The organism is Coxiella-like endosymbiont, from assembly GCF_024730665.1.
Taxonomy (GTDB): Bacteria; Pseudomonadota; Gammaproteobacteria; order Coxiellales; family Coxiellaceae; genus Coxiella.
On sequence record NZ_CP084737.1, the window covers coordinates 298,852 to 323,771 of the forward strand.

The window sequence follows — 24,920 nt, forward strand, 5'->3', positions numbered from 1 at the left end:
AGACCCTTTCGTAGAGTACAATATTAGGACTAACAGAAGAAGTTGTGCTTTTTTCTGTGTATCTCACCATTGCCTTCACGGAGATAACAGAGGGAGTAAGAACTCATCTACTACTTTTTGCCGACTTTCTGATGAGTTTTCGTTCATTGAACGACGGAAAATGGTTATTACTTATGCATAACACGATAAAATAAAAAAATGACACAAATGACACCAACCTAAGAAGTATGTTATAAAAGGCGCCGTTATGAACCATGAAGCAATATTGAAATTTTGGTTCTCAGTCGAGTCGAAGAGGCTGTTATGCCTTAAAACTGGACTATCGTCTTGTTCGGAGAGAGTGAAGAGACGAAATGGGTGGAGAACGGACACATTGTCAATTGGCTTTGATCATCTGTTAGATCAATTTTTACACTATACTTATCTGAACTCTCTAAAAGCTTTTACCCAAGACAATGACATATTCGGTGTCTGCGTAAATGGTATAGAGAAACAGGGAGTCGCAAATTTAGCCTAATTCATCGGATATTTTATTATTTTCCCTTTCATTGTATTCGAAAAATTTACATCATCATAAAATTTTCGTCCGTGCTTATTGAGTACTTTATGATTTGGATTTATCAGGAATCCAAGTCATTGATGTACACAAGCTTTTTTAAATTTGCTAATTATTATTACAATGTTATTCGATGTTTTGGTCAGTTTCCTTAAAGAAATGTCGCTTTTGGTTAAGGATCTACAGCGAAAAAAATTAAATATTTGAAAAAGATACAACGTTTCTGAGGTGGTAATGCAAGAAAAAGAACGTATTTATCGAATCATTTTTTCTCACGAAGAAAAGACTTACGAAATTTATGCAAAATATATCTCTGAAGAAAGTTTGATGGGGTTTATTGAAATTGAAGAATTCATATTTACTGAATCTACTTCATTAGTAGTTGACCCATCAGAAGAGAAATTAAAGGCGGAATTTCATGGAGTAAAACGAAGTTATATTCCTATTCATAGGATATTACGTATTGATGAAATGGAAAAAAAAGGAGCAGCAAAAATAAAATATCCCACGCTAAAAAAAGATAATGTGCATCATTTTCCAAGTGTCTTTAAAAAGCCAATAAAGGAGTAAATATTTGGGTTTTACAATCATTGATCTTGAAGAAAAGAGACTGTTTTCGGTAGAATAAGGATTACTTTGATATCCTGTTGTGGTTAGTATTATCTTGTTCAGTCGAAACAAAGTTCTTTATAACTTCCTTAATTACCCGAATTAAAAAACAAACTATTATTGATTTATTGCTGTTGATTGATTAAGAAGGCAGACGTGTATAGCGATTTCACAACAGATTTACTCTCCAATCATCGATTGGTGCAATTATTACTATTTAGATAAGCTATGGACATTACCAATCTGTACTCAGAAAACAAATTAAACGATTTCTTTCGATTATTCAAAAGAAGTCTTATTTGCCCTCCGAAACTATACTTTTGCAATCAGCAAAAGGAGACAATAATTATATATAATATGTTAATCGAAGGGATCACACAGAGGACCAAGCCACAGCGAAGGACGAAACGATGATGCTCTTGTCTGAACATATTCGCGAAGTATTTGAAAAAGCAACATGCTTGTATTCTAAAATAGAAGTAGAAGCAGCACTTGATAGAATGGCTACAGAAATTAGCCAAACTTTAGCATCTGGTAACCCAATTTTTTTATGTGTTGTAGTTGGTGGTATTGTGCCATTGGGAAATTTATTGCCGCGTCTAGATTTTCCTCTCGAAGTAGATTATGTACATGCAACCCGCTATAGCGGGGATATAAAAGGCAAAAATTTAGAGTGGAAAATGAAACCGAGCTGTAATATGCGAGGTCGAACCGTCGTAGTCGTTGATGATATTCTCGATGGTGGCGTGACATTAGGCGCCGTTATTCAATATTGCCAAGACCAAGGAGCGAACACTGTCTATTCAGCTGTCCTAGTAGATAAATGCCAAGCCCGCGTGCCAAATGGATATAAGCACGCTGATTTTAGTGGTCTGAAAGTTGAAAATCACTATGTATTCGGTTACGGCATGGATTACAAAGGTTATCTACGCAATGCGCCAGGAATTTATATGTTGGCATCTGAACATGAATAACGACTTAATACATAACTGAAAGGACGACGATTTTTTAATTAATATTCTATATGATGGAAAATCGATGTAATTTAGTTCATTGTTTCGCAGCGGACTGTGCTGTTAATATGAAGTATACGTAAACAGCCTTGCAGACGTAGTTTTAATAATGGAAGATCATTAAAAAACATAGCAATAGAATAAGTTGCTGTTTACTTAGAAAAATATTCCTCTACTAATTGCATTCCCTTGTATAAATTTCCGTTTTCGTTAAACTCCGACTAACAAAATCAAGAAAAAATAGTGGCAGAATCTATAGATGATTTGACTGTAGAATATGTAGAAGATGGTGTTAAGACCATTAAGGAGTTTGATAAAGTGATTTTGTCTAAAGGCACCTGGATTATTATCCTTTTTAAAATCCAGATATGGAATAGAACAAAACAAAAATACAATCCCGTCAGTTATGCCATCCGTCGATATCAAAAACGGGTCGGTGAATTTAGACAGCGCTCGAAGTTCAATATTTCCAGGAAGGAACAAGCATAAAAGATCGTTGAGGCATTGTCTCAATGGACGAATGAAATAGATAATTAAACTGCAACAGAAATCCTATTTGGATGTGTTCATAAACTACTGTGTCCGAAAGTCTTTTTTGGTGTTGCATCCTAAAAATGTTTGATTATTTATCTAAGATATTTCCTTATAAATTTATACGTATATGTTAGCATTTCATCCTAGATCCCGCCGGAATGATAAATGACATGATCACTTCAAGAAATTCATTAACAGGTATTTTCTGGTTCTTTTCGACTACTGAAAATACTTTTAATCTTTTCGATCACCTAATGTTATAAAAGCGCGAGGATCAAGGAAACAACAACAAGCTATCTCAACTGCTAATTCGCTATCAATTTTATAATTTAAAAAGTATTCAGCAATACCTCGAATAACTTTATCAAATTTAGAGAAGCTTTTCGTAATCATCTCTCTTCAATAGCAATAAAATTCCTTGAATCAGGGCCAATATATTCAGAAATCGGACGAATTAATTTATTGTCAGCACGTTGCTCTAATATATGGGCAGTCCATCCTGAAATGCGAGACATTGCAAATAAAGGTGTAAACATTTGAATGGGAATTTTACAAAATGCATAGGCAGAAGCGCTATAAAAATCAAGATTAGGAAATAATTTTTTTTCATTCCACATGACTTTTTCTATCCGTTCAGAGATGGAAAAAAGATAACTCTCTCTTGAATGCTGAGCTAATTTTTTCGACCATTTTTTTATGATATTGGAGCGAGGATCGAAATCTTTATAGACGCGATGTCCAAATCCCATAATCAATTCTCTCCGCGCTAACATTTCTTTAAGGCCTTGTTCTGCGTTGTCGGAGTTATAAAAACGGTGAATTAATTTGTAAGATTCTTCGTTAGCACCACCATGCAATGGGCCTCTAAGGGTACCAATAGCGCTACAGATAGCGGAATAAAAATCCGACAGGGTTGCACCCGTTACCCGAGCTGCAAATGTGGAAGCATTGAATTCATGTTCTGCATATAAGATCATCGAAACATCAAGCATTCGTGCCTTCTGTGGATTAGGTTCTTTATCATGTAGTAATCGCAGAAAATAGGCAGCAGTACTGGGTGTCTTTAAGGTAGTATCGATGCGCTTGTCTTCTTTATGGAAAAAATACCAATAAAGAAGCATCGCAGGGAAAGTTGCGATTAAACGGTTTGCTATCTCAATGGCGTTATGCGAATTTGTTTCAGGTTCTAAACATCCGAGGATACTACAACCGCTACGCAAAACATCCATTGGATGTGTATTAGCAGGAATTTGTTCAAGTACAATTTTTAACCGCTCCGGTAATGATCGCAAATAGACCAGAATGTGACGATAGTCATTTAATTCTTGCTGATTGGGAAGTTTACCATAGATTAATAAATAGGCAACTTCCTCAAAACATGCATTTTCAGCCAGATCTTCGATCGAATAACCGCGATAATGGAGCCCGACATCTTTTTGACCAACGGTGCAGATAGCAGACTGACCAGCCACAACACCAGTAAGTCCCACTGTTTTTTGTTTGCGCATTGTGACTCCTATAGTTTTTGTTTTTTTAGTATAGCGAGAGTTAAACGAGAAACTGAAATGAGACGATCTTTCTCGTCTATAATGTCAATGCCCCATACTTGCGTACTTCTTCCTAAATGAAAAGGCTTTGCTGTACCGATTACATAACCTGAGCGAACAGAGCGAATATGGTTGGTGTTGATATCTAAACCCACACAATAGAATTTGTTTGGATCAATACAAAAATTACCGGCGGCACTACCAACTGTTTCAGCTAATACGCAAGAAGCGCCACCATGCATAATACCAAGAGGTTGATAAGTACGATAGTCTACAGGCATTTGTGCTCGAATATAATTAGACCCAATCTCTATAAATTCTATACCTAAATAGGTAATTATTGTGTTTTTGCTGCGTTCAGCCGCTTTTTTGGTGTCTAATGTAATTTTCCAAATACTCATTGAGCAATCCTAACTATAGAGATGAAAATTCAATGTATCACATTGATAGGGAATAATAAAAGTAGAGAATTAGCTAAAAGAGCATTCATCTTCTGAACGCCTTTTATTTTAAAAACTGATGCTAATACTGATTACGAACATTCTACCGCTTGGTGCCGCTAATCAAGAAAGTTTTTTTATCAAGAAAATTAAAAATAAGATAGTGAGTTCAAGATTATAGTTAGTTTCTCCTTAATTTCTAACTATGGAGAGAGATCTACAACTATAATCGTACAACTGAGATTCTCACAGTATCGACAAATTTATATAATGCGATAAGAATTATCACTCACGCTTTTATTCTTTTTGATTTAACGCTTAAAGCGCTAACATACCTGTTTCCATCCAACTAAATCCATCATAATATTTAACTCGACTTTAAAGGCTCAAAAACATGCAAACAACAGATAATTTGAGAATAAAAGCCGTACGCCCTCTCATCCCACCCATTCTTTTAATCGAAGAATTACCACTCAACCATGAAGTAGCTGATTTAATTTATAATACCAGAAGCCTCGCACAAGCAATTATTCAAGGGAAAGATGATCGATTGCTAGTAGTCGTTGGCCCGTGCTCGATTCACGATCCAAAAGCTGCTATAGACTATGCTTATCGACTGAAAGCCTGTATAGACCAATACACCGAGGAACTATGCATCGTCATGCGCGTTTATTTTGAAAAGCCCAGAACTACTATTGGTTGGAAAGGGCTAATTAACGACCCAACTCTGGATGGTAATTTCAACATCAATCAGGGGCTGAAGATCGCTAGACGTTTATTGTTAGCAATCAACCAAATTGGGGTTCCGACAGGCAGTGAATTTCTAGATACGATTATTCCTCAGTATATTGCGGACCTCACCTCTTGGGCGGCCATTGGTGCCCGCACCACCGAAAGTCAGATCCATCGGGAACTCGCCTCAGGTCTTTCTATGCCTATCGGATTCAAAAACGGGACTACAGGCAATATTCAAATTGCAGTCGACGCGGTTTTAGCAGCTCGCCATCCGCACCATTTTCTTGGCGTTTCTAAGCAAGGGATCGCTGCTATCATCTCAACCAAAGGAAATCCTAACAGTCATGTGATTCTCCGCGGTTCAACTCAATGTCCAAATTACGACTCTCAATCTATCGAAAAAACGGTCACAAAGTTAAAAGCTATTCACTTACCTCCAAGGGCAATGGTCGATTGCAGTCACGGAAACAGCAATAAAGATCATAAAAAACAGATAGAAGTAGTTGATTCACTCTGTGACCAAATACGACAAGGAAGCTTTTATTTATTTGGAGTAATGATTGAAAGCAACTTATTAGAAGGTAAACAGATATTGGAAACACACAAACCATTGACCTATGGACAAAGCATAACTGATACATGTATTTCTTGGGAAGATACGAAAATAGTACTTAATAAGTTGGCGGAAGCGGTTATTAAAAGGCGTCAGTACTAAAAACGGACAACAAACATATTCGCATAAAGGTTCATTTTTTGATGAGAAAAATCAATGACAGTAATGTATTTAGGTTTTTGAAGTCAGTTACATAATGAGAAAAGAAATGACATTAAACTTCATTCTGTTGCCTATCAGACAGAGAATTTTTCTTTCTCATCTTGATCCTGATTTAGAGTAGTTGGCGTTTAGGTTTCAATTAGAAAATGACTACTTGAATTTTGATGATAAAATCTCACGCAAAAACTTTGCTTCCCCTCTGTTGTCTCAATTTAATTAAAAGGTACTATTTAAGAAAATTTCACTATTAAACAGAGGGAGAACACATTTTTCGTTGTCGCCTAGCTTCATATAAACAAATCCCACAGGCAACCGATACATTTAAACTCTCAATAATTCCCTCTAACGGAATTTTAGCCAAAAAATCACACCGCTCAATTGTCAAGCGCCGCATACCCTGTCCTTCACTACCCAATACAATAGCAATATCACCTGTCAAATCGACCTCTTGAATGGAGAGCGCCGCTTCAGTAGCTGTCCCTACAATCCAGATACCCTCTTTCTGAAGATTTAAAAGCGTCCGGTATAAATTCGTGACATGAATAAATGGTATCGTTTGCGCTGCACCACACGCGACCTTACGAACAATAGGAGTAATTCCCACCGCCCGGTCTTTAGGCGCTATTACCATTTGTGCACCAAATGCATCTGCGCTTCGAAGAGAAGCCCCTAAATTATGAGGATCTTTCACACCATCAAGAATTAATAACAGTGCTGGCGACTTTCGTCTTTTTAAAATATCAGTCAACAACTCTTCATTAAAACTATCAAAATATCTGCACTCTGCAACAATACCTTGATGTTTTTTGCCTGCTAAAGCATCCAATTTATGGTGAGAAACACAAACAATGGAGATATCTAATTTTTCTGCTTTTTCGGTTAAGGATTGCAGTCGTTGATCCTTCCGATTTACCTGAATATATAAATTCAAAACAGATTGTGGAGACACATTCAGCAGAATTCTCACTGCATGAATTCCATAAATAATTTCTGAATTACCCACAACTACTCAACCCCTTGCACACCGATAATTACATTAATATGAATATAATGATAAATAAAATATAGTACAAACTAAATAACAAACGGAAACGTGGATCTTATTATGAGAAAAAGTTTCAAAAATCTTCATTTCTATTTTTATCATACGATCCGGCTTGTCATTGTTATTTTTCTGTCGTCCATGTTTGTGAGCTGCGCTTCTCAGATAAAAGACGGTCCGCCTAATTTTAGGGTTAACGTGAATAAAATCCCAAACGCAAAACCAAAACTATTGTCTTTCAGCAAATACGGTAACCCCTCTTCATATATGATCCACGGGAAACGTTATTATGTATTAAAAACGGTGTGTGGCTATGAACAACAGGGCATAGCTTCGTGGTACGGCACCAAATTTCACGGTCAGCTAACTTCAATCCGTGAACCTTATAATATGCTCGCTATGACAGGTGCAAGCCCTATCTTGCCTATTCCTTGTTTTGTTCGTGTTACTAATTTGAGAAATGGCAGATCAGTTATTATTAAAATTAATGATCGAGGTCCTTTTGTCACGAATCGGATCATTGATTTATCTTACGCTGCTGCAAAAAAACTCGATTATTCGGACACTGGCACTACCCTGGTTGACGTTAAATCAATTACTTTCTGTCACCACACATCAAACCACTCAATCATGTTAGCAGAAGTATCACCAACACGCTCTCCAAAATTATTTTTGCAACTAGGCGCATTTTATGAATTATCTCGTGCTCAAAATTTAAAAATGCGACTTCACGATTACGTTAAAAGTCCTGTTTTAATACTGAAAGGGATTCACAATTATCTTCCACTCTATCGTGTTCAAATCGGTCCATTACAATGTATTGAATTCGATTATTTACAAAGCAAGCTAAAAAAGTTAGGCTTTGGAAAAGCAGTAACTATCGTGAATTGAGTGACAGATGATAACTATAACAGAAGGTACTACCTGGGAGACAGTGCTTGGCAACGAAAAACAAAAATCTTATTTTCAGGATATTCTCGGTTATATTAAGAATGAACGTAAATCAGGAAAAGTTATTTATCCGCCCCAAAGGGATATTTTTAATTCACTAAAATTCACACCTTACGAATCAGTGAAAGTAGTCATTCTAGGACAAGATCCTTATCACGGTCCTAATCAGGCACATGGGCTTTCCTTCTCCGTACGTCCTGGTATCCCTATCCCACCATCGTTACAAAATATTTTTAAAGAATTACACAATGATTTAGGTTTTTCTATCCCATCTCATGGTTGTTTAGAAAAGTGGGCAAAAAGAGGTGTCTTACTTCTCAATGCTACTTTGACCGTTGAAGCTGGAAAACCGCAATCACACGCCAATATTAATTGGCATCTATTTACCGACCAAGTAATCGCTATTTTAAATAATTACCCGAAGAGAATTGTATTCTTACTATGGGGTTCCTATGCTAAACAAAAAGCTGTATTAATCACTAACACACGTCACCGGATTCTTAAAGCGCCTCATCCCTCCCCTTTATCGGCTAAACGAGGCTTTTTTGGTTGCCGACATTTTTCAAAGGCAAACATATTATTACGAGAAACGGGCTACCAAGAAATTGATTGGTCATTAAATTAACTCATTCCTAATTGTTCATACGAATATCATTTTTCTACAGCAGTTGAACTATTGAAGCACTTGATTCATCTTCTTGCCATATCGATCTCTCAAAACTGGTTATGCAAGCCGGAAAGAGCGAGAAAATATACACTGAAAGTAGTAAAACACTGACAAATGAGTTGTTAAACTCTTTGTTACTATGACACTCAATGAACAAATGCTTATCGTTCTAGCAATTCAAATAATCGACGGATTCCGATAAAAGTCTGTAAATAATTAGCGAATTAAGTTTATAACTTAATGTGTACCAGATAAATCGGCTGATTTGACATTTGTTAAGCGCAAAGATAGAGTTTTACGCCTACGCCGGGGTGGTGGAATTGGTAGACACGCAAGTTTCAGATACTTGTGGAGAATAACTCCATGGAGGTTCAAGTCCTCTCCTCGGCATTCAGCATAGGGAATGACAATGCTCAAAATTTTACAATACCCCAACCCACGATTAAAAACCGCCGCCGAACCAGTAAAAAAATTTAACGATGAATTACAAAAAATTATAGACGAAATGTTTGAAACACACTACAACACAGAGAATTGTGCGGCCCTAGCAGCTACGCAACTAGACTTCAAAAACCCAAAACACATTACTGTCATTGATTTTTCTCATCAAAAAAATGAACCTTTATGCTTAGTTAATGCAAAAATCATTCACCGCAACGGCGAATATATCGAAGAAGAAGGGTGCATGTCCGTCGGTGGAGGTATTTATAAAAAAATAAGGCGCGCAGCAAAAATTAAAGTTCGTGCACAAGATCGTCATGGCAAATCTATGGAATTTGAAGCTAACGGCTTTATGGCAAAATGTATTCAGCATGAATTAGACCATTTAGATGGTATTATTTTCCTTGATCATTTATCAATATTAAAACGACGCCGGATTGATAAATATTTGGAGAAGCTTAGAAGGAATAGTAAATAATATAGTGAAAAAACGTAATGAAATAGTACCTCTTAGTAGTCATATATGGCGAGACTATTTGCAGTTATGTAAACCTCGGATTGTCTTATTAATGTTATTGACGACTGTCGTTGGTATGTGTCTGGCAAGCCCTGGAATTGTTTCGTGGCGCATCTTATTATTTGGCAATTTGGGTATTTCTCTCGCTGCTTCCTCAGCAGCAGCAATCAATCATCTACTAGATCGTCATCTTGACAAATTAATGCATCGAACCAATCTTCGCCCTATTGCGCAAGGTAAGATAAGTCAACGAAATGCGGTTATTTTTGCGATTCTTTTATGTACTTCATCGATGATCATTTTGATAAGTTTCATTAATATCCTAACCGCATTACTTACCGTCCTGACGCTTATTGGCTACGCTGGTGTTTACACACTTTATTTAAAACATGCTACATCACAAAACATCGTTATTGGTGGCTTATCAGGCGCAACACCGCCTCTGCTCGGATGGGTGGCAGTTAGAGGTCACATTAATCTACCCAGCTTCATTCTGCTACTAATTATTTTTATTTGGACACCGCCTCACTTTTGGGCGCTCGCCATTCATCGCGTTGATGATTATGCGAAAGCAAAAATTCCTATGCTACCTAATACGCACGGAATTCCTTATACCAAATTGAACATTTTATTTTATACGTTAGGATTAACAGTCATCAGTTCATTGCCATTTTTGATTAAAATGTCAGGATGGATTTATTTTAATATTGCTTGTTTACTCAATATTGGTTTTATTTATTGGGCTACGCGATTGTTCATTAGTGATAGCAAAAAAATACCCATGCAGACCTTTCGTTACAGTATTTGGTATCTCATGCTTTTATTTATTGCGTTGCTGGTTGATCATTATGCTTACTTTTTTAAAAAATTATTCTGATTAGAAGAGAAAATATCTTTCAGAATAATAGTGTGCTTACGATCAGGACCAGTAGAAATAATGGTCACTGGCACTTCCACTAATTCTTCAATACGCGCAATATAGTTCTGTGCCGCTTGTGGAATTTGGTTATAATCTGTTAAACCGAGAGTTGAAATTCTCCAACCTGGCATTTCTTCATATTCCGGCTCACAAATCCCCAGTAAAGACTGATCAAAAGGCGACTCTCGTATTATTTTACCATTACATCGATAAGCCGTGCATAGACGAATAATTTCGAATTCATCTAAGACATCGAGCTTTGTTAATGCAATCCCTGTTAAGCTATTAATTTGAATAGAACGACGCATACTTAACGCATCAAACCAACCACATCGCCTTGGACGCCCTGTTACAGAACCAAATTCATTTCCTCGTTTTGACATTTTTTCACCGTTAGCATCTTTTAATTCTGTAGGAAACGGACCCGCACCTACACGTGTCACATAAGCTTTGGTGATACCGACGACTTTATCAAAATAAAGCGGACCAAACCCGCTTCCTGTAGATGCAACTCCTGCTGTCGTGTTTGATGAGGTGACATAAGGATATGTACCTAAATCAATATCCAGCAAAGAACCTTGCGCACCTTCAAAAATAATATTTTTTCCCTGTCGTTGCAAACTTCCTAAAATGGCTGAGACATCCCCAATCATGGGTTTCATTTTTTCACGGAGTGCCATTAATTGATCATAAATTTTTTGAGGATCTAGTGGATTTTGATGATAATAATGCTCCAGTTGAAAATTATGATAAGCCGTCGCTTTTTTTATTTTTTCAAACATACTCTCTGGATGCAGCAAATCCATCGCACGAATACCGCGCCGCGCCACTTTATCTTCATAAGCAGGTCCAATGCCACGCCCCGTTGTACCAATCGCTTTATCTCCAAGAGCTGTTTCATGTGCCTTATCAAGCGCTACATGATAGGGCAATAATAAATTGCAAGCCGAGCTAACCCTCAGGCGATCTGTTACAGGAACGCCTTTCGCTTCTAGCTCTTGAATTTCCTCCATCAAGGCTTGTGGTGATAAAACTACACCATTACCAATCAAACACAACACGCCTTCCCTTAAAATTCCAGAAGGAATTAAACGCAATACTGTTTTTTTACCATCAAGAATCAATGTATGACCGGCGTTGTGACCGCCTTGAAAACGTACTACCGCCGCCGCTCGCTCCGTGATCATATCAACAATTTTCCCTTTGCCTTCGTCTCCCCATTGAGTACCTAAAATAACTACATTCATCTGCTTATGCTCTTTTTACTGGCAAGACATTGGTAATCTTTCCATTGGATCGCAAACGCTAAGTATAATATGTCATTCTGCATCAATTTTTTATTTTTTGACACCCATCCTCGATTTATTGCAACATATAATTGACCTTGTTATGTTCTCTTAATCTCCTAATATGTCCAGAAGACCTTAATCAATTCGTGAGACAAATCACAAACAAATCTCACCATCTAAGAAGGATGGCATCCAATCACCGCGTTTGCCTAGCCTTGCGTAAACCAAAGTCAAAATACCCGCGCCATCTGAAATGAATTAGTTCTTTAAATTCAATGAGTAAATCAAGTGAGTCTCTCGAAAAATACAATACCAATTTCAATTATCATCCTTTAGATTGTAAATGAAATCGGCCTTTATCTAACAACAAAATTCGATCCATCTTTGCGGCAAGTTGCCGATTATGCGTAACAACAACAAAACTGATATTGAGCAAATTATTAAGGTGCAACATTAAATTAACAACATTTTCCGCGGTATCTTGATCGAGGTTTCCAGTAGGTTCATCAGCTAACACGCAACGCGGCTCGGTGACCAATGCTCGTGCAATAGCCACGCGTTGTTTTTCACCACCTGATAATTCCCCCACGCGGTGTTTTTGCCGATGGATCAAGCCCACCTGTTCAATGTAGAATAACGCCTTTTCTTTCACTCGTTTTAGCTTCATACCACCACGCACTAACAGTGGAATAGACACATTTTCCAACGCATTAAACTCTTGTATCAGATGATGAAACTGATAAACGAATCCTAAGCACTGATTACGTAATAAGCCTTTTTCATGCTCATTTAAACGAGTTATATCTTTTCCAGCCACTTCAATTTTACCGGAAGTCGGCTTATCTAAACCACACAATAGTTGCAAAAACGTAGATTTTCCTGTCCCAGAGGCCCCCACAATAGCTAATCGCTCTCCTTGAAGCAACGAAAAATTCACATCGTATAAAACGGGAACTCGCAATTTTCCTTCAATATAGATCTTAGTCAATTTTTTACAGAAAATCACTGGTCCATTATTCATACCGCAGTGCCTTCGCTGGTTCTGTCTGAAAAGCTATAAGTGCAGGATAAATAGTTGCAATTAAACTCAATACTAAGGCAATCAAAGCGACATTAATTACATCAGCCAACTGCAATTGAGAAGGCAAAAAATTTACAAAATAAACCGAGCTTTTAATAAATTGTACATGGAAAACTTCTTGAATCTTGTTAACAATAGCTGTGGCGTTTAATGCTAAAATTACGCCAAAAATAACACCAATGAGCGTCCCAATAAGACCAATAACAGCCCCCTGAATAATGAAAATCGACATAATACTTCGTGGACTCATTCCTAACGTACGAAGAATAGCAATATCTGCCTGTTTATCATTAACAACCATGACTAACATAGAAACCAAATTAAAAACAGCTACTGCCACGATTGACAATAAAATAACAAACATAATCGTTTTTTCCATCGCGATAGCATTGAAAAACGAACCAAATTGTTCTGTCCAATTTATGACAAAAAAACCACTCGGCAGTAATTTTTGTAACTCACTCGAAGCCACTGGTGCTTGATAAATATTTTTTATTTTAACATGTAACCCATTCGTTCCCTGAGGAAACAACTTTATGCCATCTTTCATATTGATATAAGCGATATCAACATCAAAATCAAAGCCACTTTTCATTGTAAAAATACCACTCACTATAAAACGATGAAATTCAGGAAAATGCCTAGGGGCGTTGTTGTCGTCTGAGGAGTAAAAAGGTTAATTTTATCTCCCAAACCTAATCCTAATTGATCTGCCAACTTCTGCCCAATAACGATATTGTAGCTCCCCTCAGTTAAACTATTTAACCGTCCCGCTGTCATTTTTTTATCGAGCTGAGAAACTTTCATCTCTTGGCAAGGTAGAATACCCAATACATTTATACCACTAATAACTCCTTCGTTGCTTAAAATACCCATCCCAGTAACAAACGGAGCTGATGCAACCACCTGTGGATTAGCATCTATGGTTTTTTGCAAATTTGGCCAGCTTTTACTAATATCTTTCCCTGTCATAACAGTAACCGACGGCGCAATTGAAAAGAATTGCGTACGAATTTGATAGTCAAATCCGTTCATAATAGACAACACAGTAATTAACACCGCTACCCCTAAGGTAATCCCCAATATTGAAACTAACGAAATAAAGGAGATAAAGTGATTGCAGTGTTTTGCTCGCGTATAGCGCAAACCAATATAAAGAGCAAGTGGTCGCATCATAGGAGAAACTATACTAAAAAAGCGTCTTCCCTGGTAGAGCTATTATTGTCGTTCTGAGGCGATACACTAGCCTTATTCAAGCTACATGACATAACATAAAGCAATTTAACCAGAATTAACTTTTAAATAACGGTAAATCTCATAATTGGGCATCGATTAAGCAGCCATTAAATATCAGTCAAACAACATTATGGACGGGCACCAAAAAACTGAAAAATTTTCAAATTTCTATCCAATCTCTCGGAAGCAAAGGTCACCCTTTGCAGAAGCCATTATTTTGCTTAGTGAACAAAAAATTAAATCTGCCGTTAAAACAAAATCTTTTCACATTGATCTATTTAAACAAATAGATTCAACTAGTGAATATTTAAAAAGCGTTAAAAATTCAAATAAATTACACATTTGTACTGCCGAAATGCAGACTCACGGTAAAGGCCGTTTTCAGCGGAGATGGCATTCTCCCTTTGGACAGAACATTTATTTGTCGTTAAAATATGCGTTTAACAAAAATATTAGCGCATTATCCGGTTTAAGTTTAGTTTGTGGAATAGCAGTTTGTAATGCAATTGAAACTGTCTGCCGACCTCCTCAAGATATTTTAATAAAATGGCCGAATGACATCATTTGTGATGATAAAAAACTCGCGGGGATCTTGGTTGAGATTGAAGTAAAAACACATGAATTATATTCTGTTATTATTGGTATCGGACTTAACACAAACATGGAGGCCGACAATCATAAAGAGATTAATCAACATTACACTTCAGTTAAAAAATTGACAGGTATTTATCAAGATAGAAATCAGCTTTGCTCTGCTCTTATTAGTCAACTCATCGATATCCTTTCTTCTTTTGAAGAAGAAGGATTCAACCCTTTTCTAACATTTTGGAAAAAAGAGATTATTTATTTGAAAAACCGGTGCGATTAAAATCAGGTCAGCAGGAGTTTCATGGAAAAGGTGCTGGAATTAATGAACATGGGTGTTTATTACTGCGATTATCAGATAGTTCTCAAAGAGCATTTTTTTCCGGGGATACGACATTACTGAAATAATTTTCCGCCTTTCCTCCGTATGGTAATACTGCCCAACAAGGAGCTTTTATCCAATCCTTTAACGTCTTAATATTTTCAGCAAGTACTGGCATATCAGGTTGTAAACAATTAGCGATCCATCCAGCTAACGGAATTCTATCTTGCGCAATCGCTGACGCTGTTAAAAGTGCATGATTTAAACAACCTAATCGAATGCCCACCACTAAAATCACGGGAATATTGAGCAATTTTACCACATCAGACATTAATTCTTTTTCATTTAATGGAACAAACCAACCTCCGATGCCTTCAACAATAAATACGTCGGCTGTTACCTTAAATGTTCTATTTATTATGTTCACTACTTCATATTTTGAAAAAAATTGGTTATTTAGTTGAGACGCAACATGAGGTGCAATAGGTAGTTCAAAAGTAAACGGATTAACGTATTCATAAGCTTTTTTAATTGAAGAAGCTTTTTGAATAGCAAGTGCGTCTTCGTTATAAAGCTTATGATTTATCCGTTGACAGCCAGATGCAACAGGTTTCATTCCGAAAGTAGAAAAACCTTCATTACTAAATTTCCGTAGCAATGCTACACTTACATAAGTTTTTCCAATCCCAGTGTCAGTGCCAGTAATAAAAAACTTAAATGTCATATTTATACTCTATTATCAAATGACTTAACTCACTCAACAATTAGACGACGATTTCTTTACAATAAAGAATCCAATTCGATAAGTTAGTTGGGTATTTTTTATTAGACGCACTGAGGGCAACCCCTCTCCGCTCTTTCGATGAATCAAACAATTGGCGCCTATATTTTTAATAGAACGAATCGTCTCTATTGGTGTATTAAATATCTCAATAAAATTTTCTTCCTGGAAAGAAAAAATTTCAAAACCAATTTCTTCTAATAAATCTACAATAGATTGTGAATCCAAAAAGTAATTTCGATAAGTATTTTTAAGCTCGTTAAAAGTACCTTGCAAAGGCATTGAAAATGCCATAACACCAAAATCTGACAACTGTAACAACAATGTTGTTAGCGTATGTTTTAAATCTAACGCCCATTGAAATCCCATATTACATATAAGCAATTGAAAAGAATTTTTTAAAAAAACGACGTCATCAAAATCAGCTAAAATAAAAATAACTTTCGAGCCTAATTTTTTATTTTTAGCCTTCTCCAAGAGCTCGTCACAAAAGTCGATAGCATAAAGTGTTTTGCAAGAAAATACATTAATAATTTCCCGCGTGCTAATACCGGTACCGCAGGCAAAATCAGCAATAACATCGTGTCGGAAATTTAAATTCTTTAATTGCTTTAACAAATTTTTACAAACTTCGCGCTGAATAAAACTATATTCATCATAAGTATCTGATGCTCTATTGAAAGATCTCTGAATTCTCACTTTTATATCATTAATCATTGTTTATAAACCGAGTTAATTGTTCTTTGCATTCCTTTCCATGAGAAAGAAAAATTATATGTCCCCCTTTTGAAATTAAATGGACTTTCGTACGGTCATTAAGGCGAATAAGCTCTTCAGAATTAAACTGAACAATCGGGTCTTTTTCTCCAATAAGATGAAGTATGGGGACTTTGATAGATTTATATAATTCTCTGATATCTGCCCTAAATAAAATTTCTAAATATCTTATGAGGTAATTTTTATTTGTCTGCCAATCAATCAAGTTGTTAATTAACAATGTCTTATAATGAGCTATAGTATTGGGATAATTAACTAGAAATAAAAAGTAGTCGAATAAACACTTGATATTACTTTTTGCAAGATTAAGAAATTTAATAGCTTCATTTCTTCTGATACCCTTCCATCCTTTATCTTGCAAAAACCGTGGCGAACTTGATAATAAAATTAGTTTTCTGACTTTTTCAGGAAAAAGTGAAGCCAATTGAATAGCTACTAAACCACCCAAAGACCATCCTACTATAATACTGCCATCAGCTAGATTCATTGATAAATGCCTTACAATTAAATCAAGTTTTAATTCATTTAAATGTGGCAGATCAATTAAAGTAAATTCATTGAAATAACAGGAACTTTCTTTTAGTAGACTTGCTTTAAATCCCCAACCAGAAATAAATAATATTAATGGTTTTTTTAACATAGCAATAAAGCAAGCTGGTCAACCAGTTGACTAATCTGTTCTTTGGTATGAAAGCAATTTAAAGAAATTCGGATTCTAGCAGTTTTTTCAGGTACGCTGGGTGGACGTATACAAGAAACAAAAAAACCTTTTTCAATCATTTTTTGTTGTATAATTTGCGTTCTCTTATTATCAGCAACAAGCAAACATTTAATAGGCGTCGTTTCGGAAGAAATAAGTTTAAGTCCTTTTTCATGACCTTGAAGAATAAAAAATTGTATAATTTCGTTAAGCTGATCCCGACGCCAATTTTCTGTTTGAATGATTTCGAGCGATTTTAAAGCAGCGAAAGAAATGGCAGGCGGCAAAGCGGTAGTATTCCGATAAGTCCTTGAAAACTGTAAAATAGCTTCCATCAGATCTCTATGACCAGAAACTATAGCACCAACACAGCCAAAAGCCTTTCCCAAAGGAGCGATCAAACAGGGGACTTCTGTTTGACTTAGTCCCCAGTAATCACTGATACCTCCTCCGTTGTTACCCAACACACCAATACCATGGGCATCATCGATAATCAGTATTACGGAAGAAAAGCTAAGTAATTCAATTATCGGCGGCAGTAATGCGAGGTCACCTTCCATACTGAAATTGCCTTCCGTCACTATAAAATTTGGCCTTTTCGAATGTAATAAAAACTTAAAATGAGCAAGATCATTATGTCTATAGCGATAATGTTTCGCTTTAGAAAGCTGAATCGCATCTAACAAAGATGCATGGCATAGTCTATCTGAAACAACAATACTTCCTCGATCTAATAACGAGGTCATAACACCCAGATTTGCCATATACCCTGAACTAAAGAAAACAGCTCGATCGCGATTTAAAAATTCAGCAAATTTTTCCTCCAGCCGTTGCTGCGGCTCAAAGTAACCAGAAATTAACGTAGAAGAACCACTACCTGCACCATACTTCTGAATACCTTCAATCAATGCCCCTTTTATTGCCGGATGATTGGCTAAACCTAAATAATCGTTACTGCAGAAATTTACACAAGACCTACCGTCAATCTTAACCCAGTTATCTCCTCGTTCACTGATAGCTATCCGTCTTCGTAGAAGTTGACGTTGAGTATATTGTTCTAATTTATTTCTAATCTTCGCCAACATATCATCTTTGTTAGACTGCCATCGATATAGGCGTTTTAAATCCCAATCGACTTAATAAATTAAAATCCCGACCCCGCTCCGGATTTTTTGCAGTTAATAACTTATCTCCACAGAAAATGGAATTTGCACCGGCCATGAAACACCAAGCTTGAAATTCATCACTCATTTCTTCCCTACCTGCAGACAGACGAATCATTGAGTGAGGAAACATAAGCCGCGTCACCGCAATGGTTTTGACAAACTCAAAGGAGTCTAAAAGTTTTGTATTCTCTAATGGTGTTCCTTTCATGGGAATAAGTTGATTAATGGGTATGCTCGTCGGGGGCTCAGGTAATTGATACAACTGCATTAGTAATGCGATCCTATCTTCTCGTGTTTCTCCCATTCCTAAAATTCCACCGCAACAGACATTAATACCTGCTTCCTTGACATTCTTCAACGTATCAACACGATCTTGGTAAGTTCTAGTAGTGATAATTTTTTTATAAAACTCAGGAGAAGTATCTAAGTTATGATTATAAAAATCCAGACCTGCTTCCTTTAAGTGCTTCGCTTGTTCTTTATTGAGCATCCCCAATGTCACACAAGTCTCCAATCCCAGAGATTTGACAGCTTTGATCATTTCAAGCACCTTTGGAAAATCACCTTTCGGTGGGCTTCGCCAAGCAGCACCCATACAAAAGCGTTTCGCACCTCCTTTCCTAGCCGCTTTGGCTTGCTCAAGAACAGTTTCAAGATCAATTAATCTTTCCCGCTTAACCTCCGTTTGATAATGCCCACTCTGCGTACAATAGGCACAATCTTCAGGACACGTGCCTGTTTTAATACTCGAAAGCGTACAAAACTCCATCTCAGTTATTTCAAAATTTATTCGGTGAACTGTGTACGCCTTGAAGATAAGTTCAAAGAGAGGTAGTTCAAACAATTTAGTGATCGACTCTTGACTCCAATCTTTTTTCATAAGGTAATCCTTCTAAAAACTCTCCCGGGTGATTTTCACGGGATTCATGTTACTTTTAAGTTTAGGCAGTCTATGATAGTCTCCTCTACAAGTCAACTATTGAAAAATTTAAGATTAATAACTCATGAAAAAATTACTAAATTTAGATTCACAACATATCTGGCATCCTTGCTCTCAAATGAAAGATTACGAACAATTTAATCCCCTTGTTGTTAAAAGAGCTGCTGGGAGTTATATCGAACTCGCCAATGAGAAAAAAGTTATTGATGCTATTTCCAGTTGGTGGTGTAAATCATTGGGTCATGGTCATCCAAGGTTACAAAAAGCGTTACAACAGCAAATGGAAAATTTTGAACACGTCATATTTTCTAATACTACCAATCAAATTATCGTTGAATTATCACAACGATTAGCCTCATTAATGAAAGGTTTAAACAAAGTATTTTATGCGGGCGATGGCTCTTGTGCCATTGAAATTGCCATGAAAATGAGCTTGCATTCAAGAATCATTAAAGGCGAACAGCAACGAACGAAATTTATCGCTTTAAAAAATGGTTATCATGGAGAAACTGCGGGTGCTTTAAGTGTAAGCTGTGTGGGTCTGTATCGCGCGCCTTACACGGCAATGCTATTCGAGCCCTATTTTATTACACCAATTCCTTACGTACTAAACACTCAAGATCCTCAATGGGAGGATTGCTCGAGCCAATGGAGAATTGTTGAGCGCTCTTTAGAGCCTTATGCTGAGACTGCAACAGCCATACTCGTTGAACCAATCGTTCAAGGTGCTGGTGGCATGAAAATTTACAGTCAGAATTTTCTAGCACATCTATCCCAATGGGCCAAGGTTCATCATATTCATTTAATTGCCGACGAAATCATGACCGGCATTGGCCGAACAGGAAAAATGCTAGCCTGTGAGCACGCTAAAATTATTCCTGACTTTATTTGCCTCTCAAAAGGGCTTACTTCAGGTTGGGTACCTTTTAGCGCTGTACTTACGCATAACGAAATGTATCACGTTTTCTATGATGATTATCAAACAGGAAAAGCATTTCTGCATTCTCATACTTACTCCGGTAATGCATTGGCAGCAAGTATTGCTCTTGAAACATTAAATATTATTCGTGAAGAAAATATTTGTGAAAAAGCTATTCTTCTTGGTAAAGCAATGCTTGAAAAAATGAACGCAGTTGCACAAAAAACCGGTCAATTAACCAATGTAAGAGGGATTGGTGCTGTAGCTGCTGCTGACTTAATCCCTGACCTCACTCGTCCTCGTCTAAGCTATGAAATTTATCAGGAAGCCATTAATCAGGGCGCTTTACTTCGTCCGTTGGGGGATACTCTTTATTGGCTACCCCCACTAAATAGTGATCTAACACTCATCGAAGAATTAGAAAATATTACAACTAATGCTATTCTGCTTCAGACGACCAAGAAATCCAACACACCTAGATGAAGTTTTCATTCTTAAATTCATATTTGAATTACTATATTGCGTCCATTTCTTACACTAATACTGATTTACTATACCTTTAAAACCAGAACGCTTAAAACCGGAACACTTTTCACCAACAATAGAAACATCTATGTTTCTTTAAATAAATGACTTGCAGTTGTTGGAGTTATATGATTTTTAGATAAGGTTAACGACACATTAAAACAGCACGCTCAATAGCAAAGTTACTGCTTTCCGTTACGAATCCTTAAGATTCTTGTGAATTCACTTTTCATCGCAGCAGTTAGGTAATCAAAATCCAAAATACTACATGGGGTTTTAAACGTCTTAAATTTAATCCTCCTTTATACCTGCCTTACCCTTACTGTTAAAAGATTCGATCGTGCTTTGTATAGAATGAAAAATTACTTACCTTTCTAGTTAAGCTTGATAAATCCATTCCTATCTCGAACCCATAAAAGCCGATGCTCCCAGAAAAATGATTTTTTAAGATGCATAATTATAAGACCCATAAAGAGTAAATTTATATTTTTTATTTTTCAATCACTTTAATATAATATTATTGCATCGCTAACTTAACTAATGCTATATCGTTTTAACGACTAGTTTTTCAATTAGTATGTACACTGCACGAATAGCTCGCTACAATTCCGCCGCCAGAATCACTAATTTTTAGAATAAATCTACGGACTCCTATTTCCATCACCTTGGATCGCGCTACTCACTTTTAACTAAAACCTGTGTGAAACGCTAAATTATTTCTTATCCTAAAAAGTTCGTATTATAACAATGAATCCGAATTATTATCATTAAGAGATAAATTCTACTTTAACAATAATATCCTACTTTTCCAGGCCTTATCATAGAAAAAAACATTGATATCAATGGAATATTTCGTCAGTTTATTACCTAAAAAACCAATTTTTCCAATTTTCAGGCGCAACCCACTCAAATGGTTCTATCAAACCATCAACTGTAGGCATAAGACCTACTGGACTTAAGATTTAATCCCTATCAGGTTTCCATTCCACTTGAACTTAAATTTACCGAATGAGATAAATTTAAAAACATTTTCCACCTGAAAATTCGTTCTGGGGCAATTTAAAAGGACGCTGACGGAGAGAGCGGGATTCGAACCCGCGTAGGCCATAAAAAGACCCCAGCCGATTTCGAGTCGGCGCCGGTATGGCCGCTTCGGTATCTCTCCGAGTGAAGTCATTGTATAGACCGATGATTTAAGAGATTACCATAAGTGTAGAGTTTAATCCAAACTATGGGCAACCTAAGGTTGCCCATCAACCCACTGATACTAAACAGATATTACTAGAAAGGAATCTTCAAACGATGCGCGATTTCCTCGTAGGACTCGACGACTCGACCAAGATCTTTCCGAAAACGGTCCTTATCAAGAGACTCTTTTGTTTTAATATCCCAAATGCGACAGGAATCAGGACTAATTTCATCACCTAAATAGACTTCTCCATTGCTGGTGCCAAATTCATATTTGGCATCCACTAAAATCAAACCAGCGTTTGAAAATAAAGAAAGAAGAACGTTGTTAATCTTTGAGGACAGCACGTTCATGTGATCAAGATGAGCTTGCTTTGCCCAGCCAAAACTTAATGCATGATTTTCATTAATCATGGGATCATGCAAAGCATCATTCTTCAAAAATAACTCATATAATGGTGAATTTAATCGGAGTCCATTTTCAATACCCAAACGACGACATAAACTTCCTGCTGAAATATTTCGGACTACGCACTCCAGGGGTATCATTTTGAGTCGTCGCACTATAGCTGTACAAGGTGAAATCATACTTTCAAAATGTGTTGGAATACCAGCCTCTTTCAACACATACATAATATAGGCGTTAATTTGATTATTGATCATTCCCTTGCTTACTAATTTTTTATGTTTTTCACCATCAAGCGCTGTTATGTCATCTCGAAATTCCATGATTAAAAATTCAGGATCATCCGTTTCATACATAGATTTAACTTTACCGCTGTAGAAAAGTTTTTGCTTTGATAACACCATGATGGCACTCATCGTTTATTTTGGTAAAGCATTTAACGAACACCCTACTTTAACGCAACATTTTTTCTCTTTAATGATTTTTATGGTTTTTGAAGATTGTAATTGACTTTGATTATCAAATCGTTGCAAGTTGCTACCGGGCGGAACCAGTGAATTAGGTCTTTTAATTGAATGGATATTATTGGGCACTGGATAATAATTTTTACTCGTTTTTACTTTTGTACCCACTGGCACAACGATAGAATGAATAGTGTGAGCGTGAGCAATATAACTCATATTCTGTTTGGCACAACCAACAAAAAAAATTGTCATCATGGCTGCTGCTAGACTCATCGTTAAATATCGCATACTCATTATCCCCCTTCCCTCTCCTAAATTTCAATTCCTACTTGTCGCAAAGCTTGTCGGACACCATCATGATATCTCTGACTCAGTGGTACTAAAGGCAAACGAATACCTACAGATATCATGCCCATTTTAAACAACGCCCATTTCGTGGGAATTGGATTAGATTCAATAAACAACGAATTATACAAAGGTAATAATTCATTGTCATACTTCCTTGCCAGCTCAATATTACCTGAAACTGCCGCAGCACACCACAAGTAAGACCTTTTTGGCACAATATTAGCGATCACCGAAATCACTCCCTTACCTCCTGCTAACATGAAATCCGTTGCCGTACTATCGTCTCCGCTCAATAAATCCAGCTGATGTGTAGCTTGCAATAACTGGGTAACTCGTTCTATATCACCACTCGCTTCCTTAACTCCCACAATATTCGGATATCTTGCTAAACGGAGTATCGTTTCAGGTAAAAGATCAGAAATGGTTCTTGAGGGCACATTGTAAAGTATCTGAGGAACGGGTACAGCCTCTGCGATTGATTTAAAATGTTGAAAAAGACCTTCTTGAGTAGGTTTATTGTAGTAAGGCACTACTAACAAAGCGGCGTCAGCACCTAATCTCATGGCCTGTTGTGTTAACTCAATACTATGAGTGGTTGAACACGTTCCAGTTCCAACAATGACCGGAATTTTTCCGTTAACTTGGTCGACAACTTGTCGAATAATTTTTATTCGTTCATCAGGAGCAATAGTTGGAGATTCACCAGTTGTGCCTAATACAACAAGGCCCTCGGTATTATTGTGGAGGTGCCATTCTATCAGCTTTTTAAAACTCTTATAATCGATTTCACCATCAGATCTCATCGGGGTGACGATAGCAACCAGGCTTCCACCAAACATTTATTTTATCCTCTTTTGCTTGATTCTATGTCAGTCTTTGCAACGACCGCAATCAACTTCACGTCAAAAGATATAACGTCCAGATGACTAGTGATAACCGTAACCAAACTTGTGCGTCTTTTCGAACAGTAACTACACAGAACAGCCCCTTTTTCCCGTTGCAAAAGGCCATAACTACTAGCTCTTAGTCTGCTATGTAGGGCATCCTAACATTAATTTGCCGTCCTTTCATACTATTCTGGCAACCAACACTCACTATAACTTCTCTAAAGCTATCGTGATGGAATCGTTTACCTTTATCTTTAAAGCTTTTATCCCAAAGAAGTTGTTCCACAAAATAAGATAACCCGATGGTTAGTTAATTTCAGAATTTCATTGTTTTATCGACTACATCCTGAATTACTTGGAGATCTGATCAAAGACGAAAACGAAAACTAATATCAAAGCAAATTTTGTTTATTCTTAATCATAAATACTCTCTTCGAGCAAACCCAAAAATTTATCGCGCTCTGTTGGCTGAAGAATAGCAAGTACGATCCCTGCAGAATTCATGGCTATTTTTTAGTAGTAAATTCAATCATACATTCCCAGATAATGGCTATTTATCA

25 protein-coding genes, 2 tRNA genes and 1 pseudogene are annotated in these 24,920 nt (G+C 36.7%); 12 read left to right on the forward strand and 16 right to left on the reverse strand.

The genetic code is table 11. From position 1 onward, the window contains the following. Positions 1-790 precede the first annotated feature (790 nt). The 3 genes from LG660_RS01290 (at position 791) to LG660_RS01300 (ending at position 2,667) form a co-directional block, all read left to right on the forward strand. Positions 791-1,126 (forward strand): DUF1820 family protein, encoded by a 336-nt coding sequence (locus LG660_RS01290; protein ID WP_258267571.1) that lies wholly within the window; start codon positions 791-793, stop codon positions 1,124-1,126. Positions 1,127-1,578: 452 nt separating this feature from the next. Next, entirely contained in the window at positions 1,579-2,139 is a 561-nt protein-coding gene (locus LG660_RS01295; RefSeq protein WP_258267700.1) for a hypoxanthine-guanine phosphoribosyltransferase, read from the forward strand. A 282-nt stretch (positions 2,140-2,421) separates the two neighbouring features. Next, a complete protein-coding gene (locus LG660_RS01300; RefSeq protein ID WP_258267572.1) occupies positions 2,422-2,667 on the forward strand; it encodes a hypothetical protein in 246 nt (81 codons plus the stop codon). A gap of 279 nt (positions 2,668-2,946) precedes the next feature. Here LG660_RS01300 and LG660_RS01305 read toward each other — a convergent pair whose 3' ends face one another. Genes LG660_RS01305 through LG660_RS01315 form a run of 3 tightly spaced genes read right to left on the reverse strand, consistent with a single transcriptional unit; the run spans position 2,947 to position 4,660 of the window. Then, positions 2,947-3,105 (reverse strand): hypothetical protein, encoded by a 159-nt coding sequence (locus LG660_RS01305; RefSeq protein WP_258267573.1) that lies wholly within the window; start codon positions 3,103-3,105, stop codon positions 2,947-2,949. Further along, positions 3,102-4,220, reverse strand: coding sequence for a bifunctional 2-methylcitrate synthase/citrate synthase (gene prpC / locus LG660_RS01310; protein ID WP_258267574.1), 1,119 nt, complete (start codon positions 4,218-4,220; stop codon positions 3,102-3,104). Before prpC ends, LG660_RS01305 begins: the two co-directional genes overlap by 4 nt. An 8-nt stretch (positions 4,221-4,228) precedes the next feature. Continuing rightward, on the reverse strand, positions 4,229-4,660 hold the full coding sequence (locus LG660_RS01315) for a hotdog fold thioesterase (RefSeq protein WP_258267575.1): 432 nt from the start codon (positions 4,658-4,660) through the stop codon (positions 4,229-4,231). A gap of 433 nt (positions 4,661-5,093) precedes the next feature. On the opposite strand from LG660_RS01315, the gene LG660_RS01320 reads away from it, so the two are divergent. Next, positions 5,094-6,149, forward strand: coding sequence for a 3-deoxy-7-phosphoheptulonate synthase (locus LG660_RS01320; RefSeq protein WP_258267576.1), 1,056 nt, complete (start codon positions 5,094-5,096; stop codon positions 6,147-6,149). A gap of 307 nt (positions 6,150-6,456) precedes the next feature. Here LG660_RS01320 and rlmB read toward each other — a convergent pair whose 3' ends face one another. Then, the gene (gene rlmB, locus LG660_RS01325; protein WP_258267577.1) at positions 6,457-7,212 is read right to left on the reverse strand and encodes a 23S rRNA (guanosine(2251)-2'-O)-methyltransferase RlmB; all 756 of its coding nucleotides are present in this window, start codon (positions 7,210-7,212) and stop codon (positions 6,457-6,459) included. A gap of 237 nt (positions 7,213-7,449) precedes the next feature. On the opposite strand from rlmB, the gene LG660_RS01330 reads away from it, so the two are divergent. From LG660_RS01330 to cyoE, 5 genes are all read left to right on the forward strand, one after another. Continuing rightward, the gene (locus LG660_RS01330) at positions 7,450-8,142 is read left to right on the forward strand and encodes a septal ring lytic transglycosylase RlpA family protein (protein ID WP_258267578.1); all 693 of its coding nucleotides are present in this window, start codon (positions 7,450-7,452) and stop codon (positions 8,140-8,142) included. Between the two features lie 7 nt (positions 8,143-8,149). Further along, entirely contained in the window at positions 8,150-8,827 is a 678-nt protein-coding gene (gene ung / locus LG660_RS01335; protein WP_258267579.1) for a uracil-DNA glycosylase, read from the forward strand. Positions 8,828-9,174: 347 nt separating this feature from the next. Further along, positions 9,175-9,259 (forward strand) — tRNA-Leu (locus LG660_RS01340). A gap of 19 nt (positions 9,260-9,278) precedes the next feature. Then, on the forward strand, positions 9,279-9,788 hold the full coding sequence (gene def, locus LG660_RS01345) for a peptide deformylase (protein WP_258267701.1): 510 nt from the start codon (positions 9,279-9,281) through the stop codon (positions 9,786-9,788). A 4-nt stretch (positions 9,789-9,792) separates the two neighbouring features. After that, the gene (gene cyoE / locus LG660_RS01350; RefSeq protein ID WP_258267580.1) at positions 9,793-10,704 is read left to right on the forward strand and encodes a heme o synthase; all 912 of its coding nucleotides are present in this window, start codon (positions 9,793-9,795) and stop codon (positions 10,702-10,704) included. Here cyoE and LG660_RS01355 read toward each other — a convergent pair. The 3 genes and pseudogenes from LG660_RS01355 to LG660_RS01365 all read right to left on the reverse strand — a co-directional run bounded on the left by LG660_RS01355 (position 10,680) and on the right by LG660_RS01365 (position 14,292). Then, the gene (locus LG660_RS01355; protein ID WP_258267581.1) at positions 10,680-11,993 is read right to left on the reverse strand and encodes an adenylosuccinate synthase; all 1,314 of its coding nucleotides are present in this window, start codon (positions 11,991-11,993) and stop codon (positions 10,680-10,682) included. The genes cyoE and LG660_RS01355 overlap by 25 nt on opposite strands. Before the next feature lie 367 nt (positions 11,994-12,360). After that, positions 12,361-13,056, reverse strand: a complete 696-nt coding sequence (locus tag LG660_RS01360; RefSeq protein ID WP_258267582.1) for an ABC transporter ATP-binding protein — start codon at positions 13,054-13,056, stop codon at positions 12,361-12,363. Next, positions 13,049-14,292 (reverse strand): annotated as a pseudogene (locus LG660_RS01365) (lipoprotein-releasing ABC transporter permease subunit). Before LG660_RS01365 ends, LG660_RS01360 begins: the two are co-directional and overlap by 8 nt. Before the next feature lie 190 nt (positions 14,293-14,482). Between LG660_RS01365 and LG660_RS01370 the strand changes: the two are divergent. Both LG660_RS01370 and LG660_RS01375 read left to right on the forward strand, forming a co-directional pair. Next, entirely contained in the window at positions 14,483-15,220 is a 738-nt protein-coding gene (locus tag LG660_RS01370; protein WP_258267583.1) for a biotin--[acetyl-CoA-carboxylase] ligase, read from the forward strand. Next, positions 15,211-15,345, forward strand: coding sequence for a biotin protein ligase-related protein (locus LG660_RS01375; protein WP_258267702.1), 135 nt, complete (start codon positions 15,211-15,213; stop codon positions 15,343-15,345). The genes LG660_RS01370 and LG660_RS01375 overlap by 10 nt, the downstream gene beginning before the upstream one ends. Here LG660_RS01375 and bioD read toward each other — a convergent pair. Genes bioD through bioB form a run of 5 tightly spaced genes read right to left on the reverse strand, consistent with a single transcriptional unit; the run spans position 15,303 to position 19,563 of the window. After that, the gene (bioD, locus tag LG660_RS01380; protein WP_258267584.1) at positions 15,303-15,983 is read right to left on the reverse strand and encodes a dethiobiotin synthase; all 681 of its coding nucleotides are present in this window, start codon (positions 15,981-15,983) and stop codon (positions 15,303-15,305) included. The genes LG660_RS01375 and bioD overlap by 43 nt on opposite strands. Before the next feature lie 33 nt (positions 15,984-16,016). Then, the gene (locus tag LG660_RS01385; protein WP_258267585.1) at positions 16,017-16,757 is read right to left on the reverse strand and encodes a methyltransferase domain-containing protein; all 741 of its coding nucleotides are present in this window, start codon (positions 16,755-16,757) and stop codon (positions 16,017-16,019) included. Continuing rightward, entirely contained in the window at positions 16,750-17,457 is a 708-nt protein-coding gene (locus LG660_RS01390; RefSeq protein ID WP_258267586.1) for an alpha/beta fold hydrolase, read from the reverse strand. The genes LG660_RS01385 and LG660_RS01390 overlap by 8 nt, the downstream gene beginning before the upstream one ends. Beyond that, entirely contained in the window at positions 17,451-18,602 is a 1,152-nt protein-coding gene (locus LG660_RS01395; RefSeq protein ID WP_258267587.1) for an aminotransferase class I/II-fold pyridoxal phosphate-dependent enzyme, read from the reverse strand. Before LG660_RS01395 ends, LG660_RS01390 begins: the two co-directional genes overlap by 7 nt. A 10-nt stretch (positions 18,603-18,612) precedes the next feature. After that, entirely contained in the window at positions 18,613-19,563 is a 951-nt protein-coding gene (gene bioB, locus LG660_RS01400; protein WP_258267588.1) for a biotin synthase BioB, read from the reverse strand. Positions 19,564-19,687: 124 nt separating this feature from the next. Between bioB and bioA the strand changes: the two genes are divergently transcribed. Beyond that, on the forward strand, positions 19,688-21,025 hold the full coding sequence (gene bioA / locus LG660_RS01405; RefSeq protein WP_258267589.1) for an adenosylmethionine--8-amino-7-oxononanoate transaminase: 1,338 nt from the start codon (positions 19,688-19,690) through the stop codon (positions 21,023-21,025). Between the two features lie 1,116 nt (positions 21,026-22,141). Here the strand turns inward: bioA and LG660_RS01410 are convergent. The 4 genes from LG660_RS01410 to dapA all read right to left on the reverse strand — a co-directional run bounded on the left by LG660_RS01410 (position 22,142) and on the right by dapA (position 24,312). After that, positions 22,142-22,232 (reverse strand) — tRNA-Ser (locus LG660_RS01410). 116 nt (positions 22,233-22,348) lie between these two features. Next, positions 22,349-23,068 (reverse strand): phosphoribosylaminoimidazolesuccinocarboxamide synthase, encoded by a 720-nt coding sequence (purC, locus tag LG660_RS01415; RefSeq protein ID WP_258267703.1) that lies wholly within the window; start codon positions 23,066-23,068, stop codon positions 22,349-22,351. Positions 23,069-23,080: 12 nt separating this feature from the next. Further along, the gene (locus LG660_RS01420; protein ID WP_258267590.1) at positions 23,081-23,413 is read right to left on the reverse strand and encodes a hypothetical protein; all 333 of its coding nucleotides are present in this window, start codon (positions 23,411-23,413) and stop codon (positions 23,081-23,083) included. A gap of 23 nt (positions 23,414-23,436) precedes the next feature. After that, the gene (gene dapA, locus LG660_RS01425; RefSeq protein ID WP_258267591.1) at positions 23,437-24,312 is read right to left on the reverse strand and encodes a 4-hydroxy-tetrahydrodipicolinate synthase; all 876 of its coding nucleotides are present in this window, start codon (positions 24,310-24,312) and stop codon (positions 23,437-23,439) included. Positions 24,313-24,920: the final 608 nt, after the last annotated feature.

What these genes read in the sequence shown, in the direction of transcription:
- bioA (WP_258267589.1), top strand. Translation starts at nt 19,688, where the DNA reads ATGAAAAAATTACTAAATTTAGATTCACAACATATCTGGCATCCTTGC.
- LG660_RS01355 (WP_258267581.1), bottom strand. Translation starts at nt 11,993, where the DNA reads ATGAATGTAGTTATTTTAGGTACTCAATGGGGAGACGAAGGCAAAGGG.
- LG660_RS01385 (WP_258267585.1), bottom strand. Translation starts at nt 16,757, where the DNA reads ATGATTAATGATATAAAAGTGAGAATTCAGAGATCTTTCAATAGAGCA.
- bioD (WP_258267584.1), bottom strand. Translation starts at nt 15,983, where the DNA reads ATGACATTTAAGTTTTTTATTACTGGCACTGACACTGGGATTGGAAAA.
- ung (WP_258267579.1), top strand. Translation starts at nt 8,150, where the DNA reads ATGATAACTATAACAGAAGGTACTACCTGGGAGACAGTGCTTGGCAAC.
- prpC (WP_258267574.1), bottom strand. Translation starts at nt 4,220, where the DNA reads ATGCGCAAACAAAAAACAGTGGGACTTACTGGTGTTGTGGCTGGTCAG.
- LG660_RS01390 (WP_258267586.1), bottom strand. Translation starts at nt 17,457, where the DNA reads ATGTTAAAAAAACCATTAATATTATTTATTTCTGGTTGGGGATTTAAA.
- LG660_RS01295 (WP_258267700.1), top strand. Translation starts at nt 1,579, where the DNA reads ATGCTCTTGTCTGAACATATTCGCGAAGTATTTGAAAAAGCAACATGC.
- LG660_RS01305 (WP_258267573.1), bottom strand. Translation starts at nt 3,105, where the DNA reads ATGATTACGAAAAGCTTCTCTAAATTTGATAAAGTTATTCGAGGTATT.
- LG660_RS01315 (WP_258267575.1), bottom strand. Translation starts at nt 4,660, where the DNA reads ATGAGTATTTGGAAAATTACATTAGACACCAAAAAAGCGGCTGAACGC.
- LG660_RS01320 (WP_258267576.1), top strand. Translation starts at nt 5,094, where the DNA reads ATGCAAACAACAGATAATTTGAGAATAAAAGCCGTACGCCCTCTCATC.
- bioB (WP_258267588.1), bottom strand. Translation starts at nt 19,563, where the DNA reads ATGAAAAAAGATTGGAGTCAAGAGTCGATCACTAAATTGTTTGAACTA.
- dapA (WP_258267591.1), bottom strand. Translation starts at nt 24,312, where the DNA reads ATGTTTGGTGGAAGCCTGGTTGCTATCGTCACCCCGATGAGATCTGAT.
- LG660_RS01395 (WP_258267587.1), bottom strand. Translation starts at nt 18,602, where the DNA reads ATGTTGGCGAAGATTAGAAATAAATTAGAACAATATACTCAACGTCAA.
- LG660_RS01290 (WP_258267571.1), top strand. Translation starts at nt 791, where the DNA reads ATGCAAGAAAAAGAACGTATTTATCGAATCATTTTTTCTCACGAAGAA.
- def (WP_258267701.1), top strand. Translation starts at nt 9,279, where the DNA reads ATGCTCAAAATTTTACAATACCCCAACCCACGATTAAAAACCGCCGCC.
- LG660_RS01370 (WP_258267583.1), top strand. Translation starts at nt 14,483, where the DNA reads ATGGACGGGCACCAAAAAACTGAAAAATTTTCAAATTTCTATCCAATC.
- LG660_RS01360 (WP_258267582.1), bottom strand. Translation starts at nt 13,056, where the DNA reads ATGAATAATGGACCAGTGATTTTCTGTAAAAAATTGACTAAGATCTAT.
- LG660_RS01420 (WP_258267590.1), bottom strand. Translation starts at nt 23,413, where the DNA reads ATGCGATATTTAACGATGAGTCTAGCAGCAGCCATGATGACAATTTTT.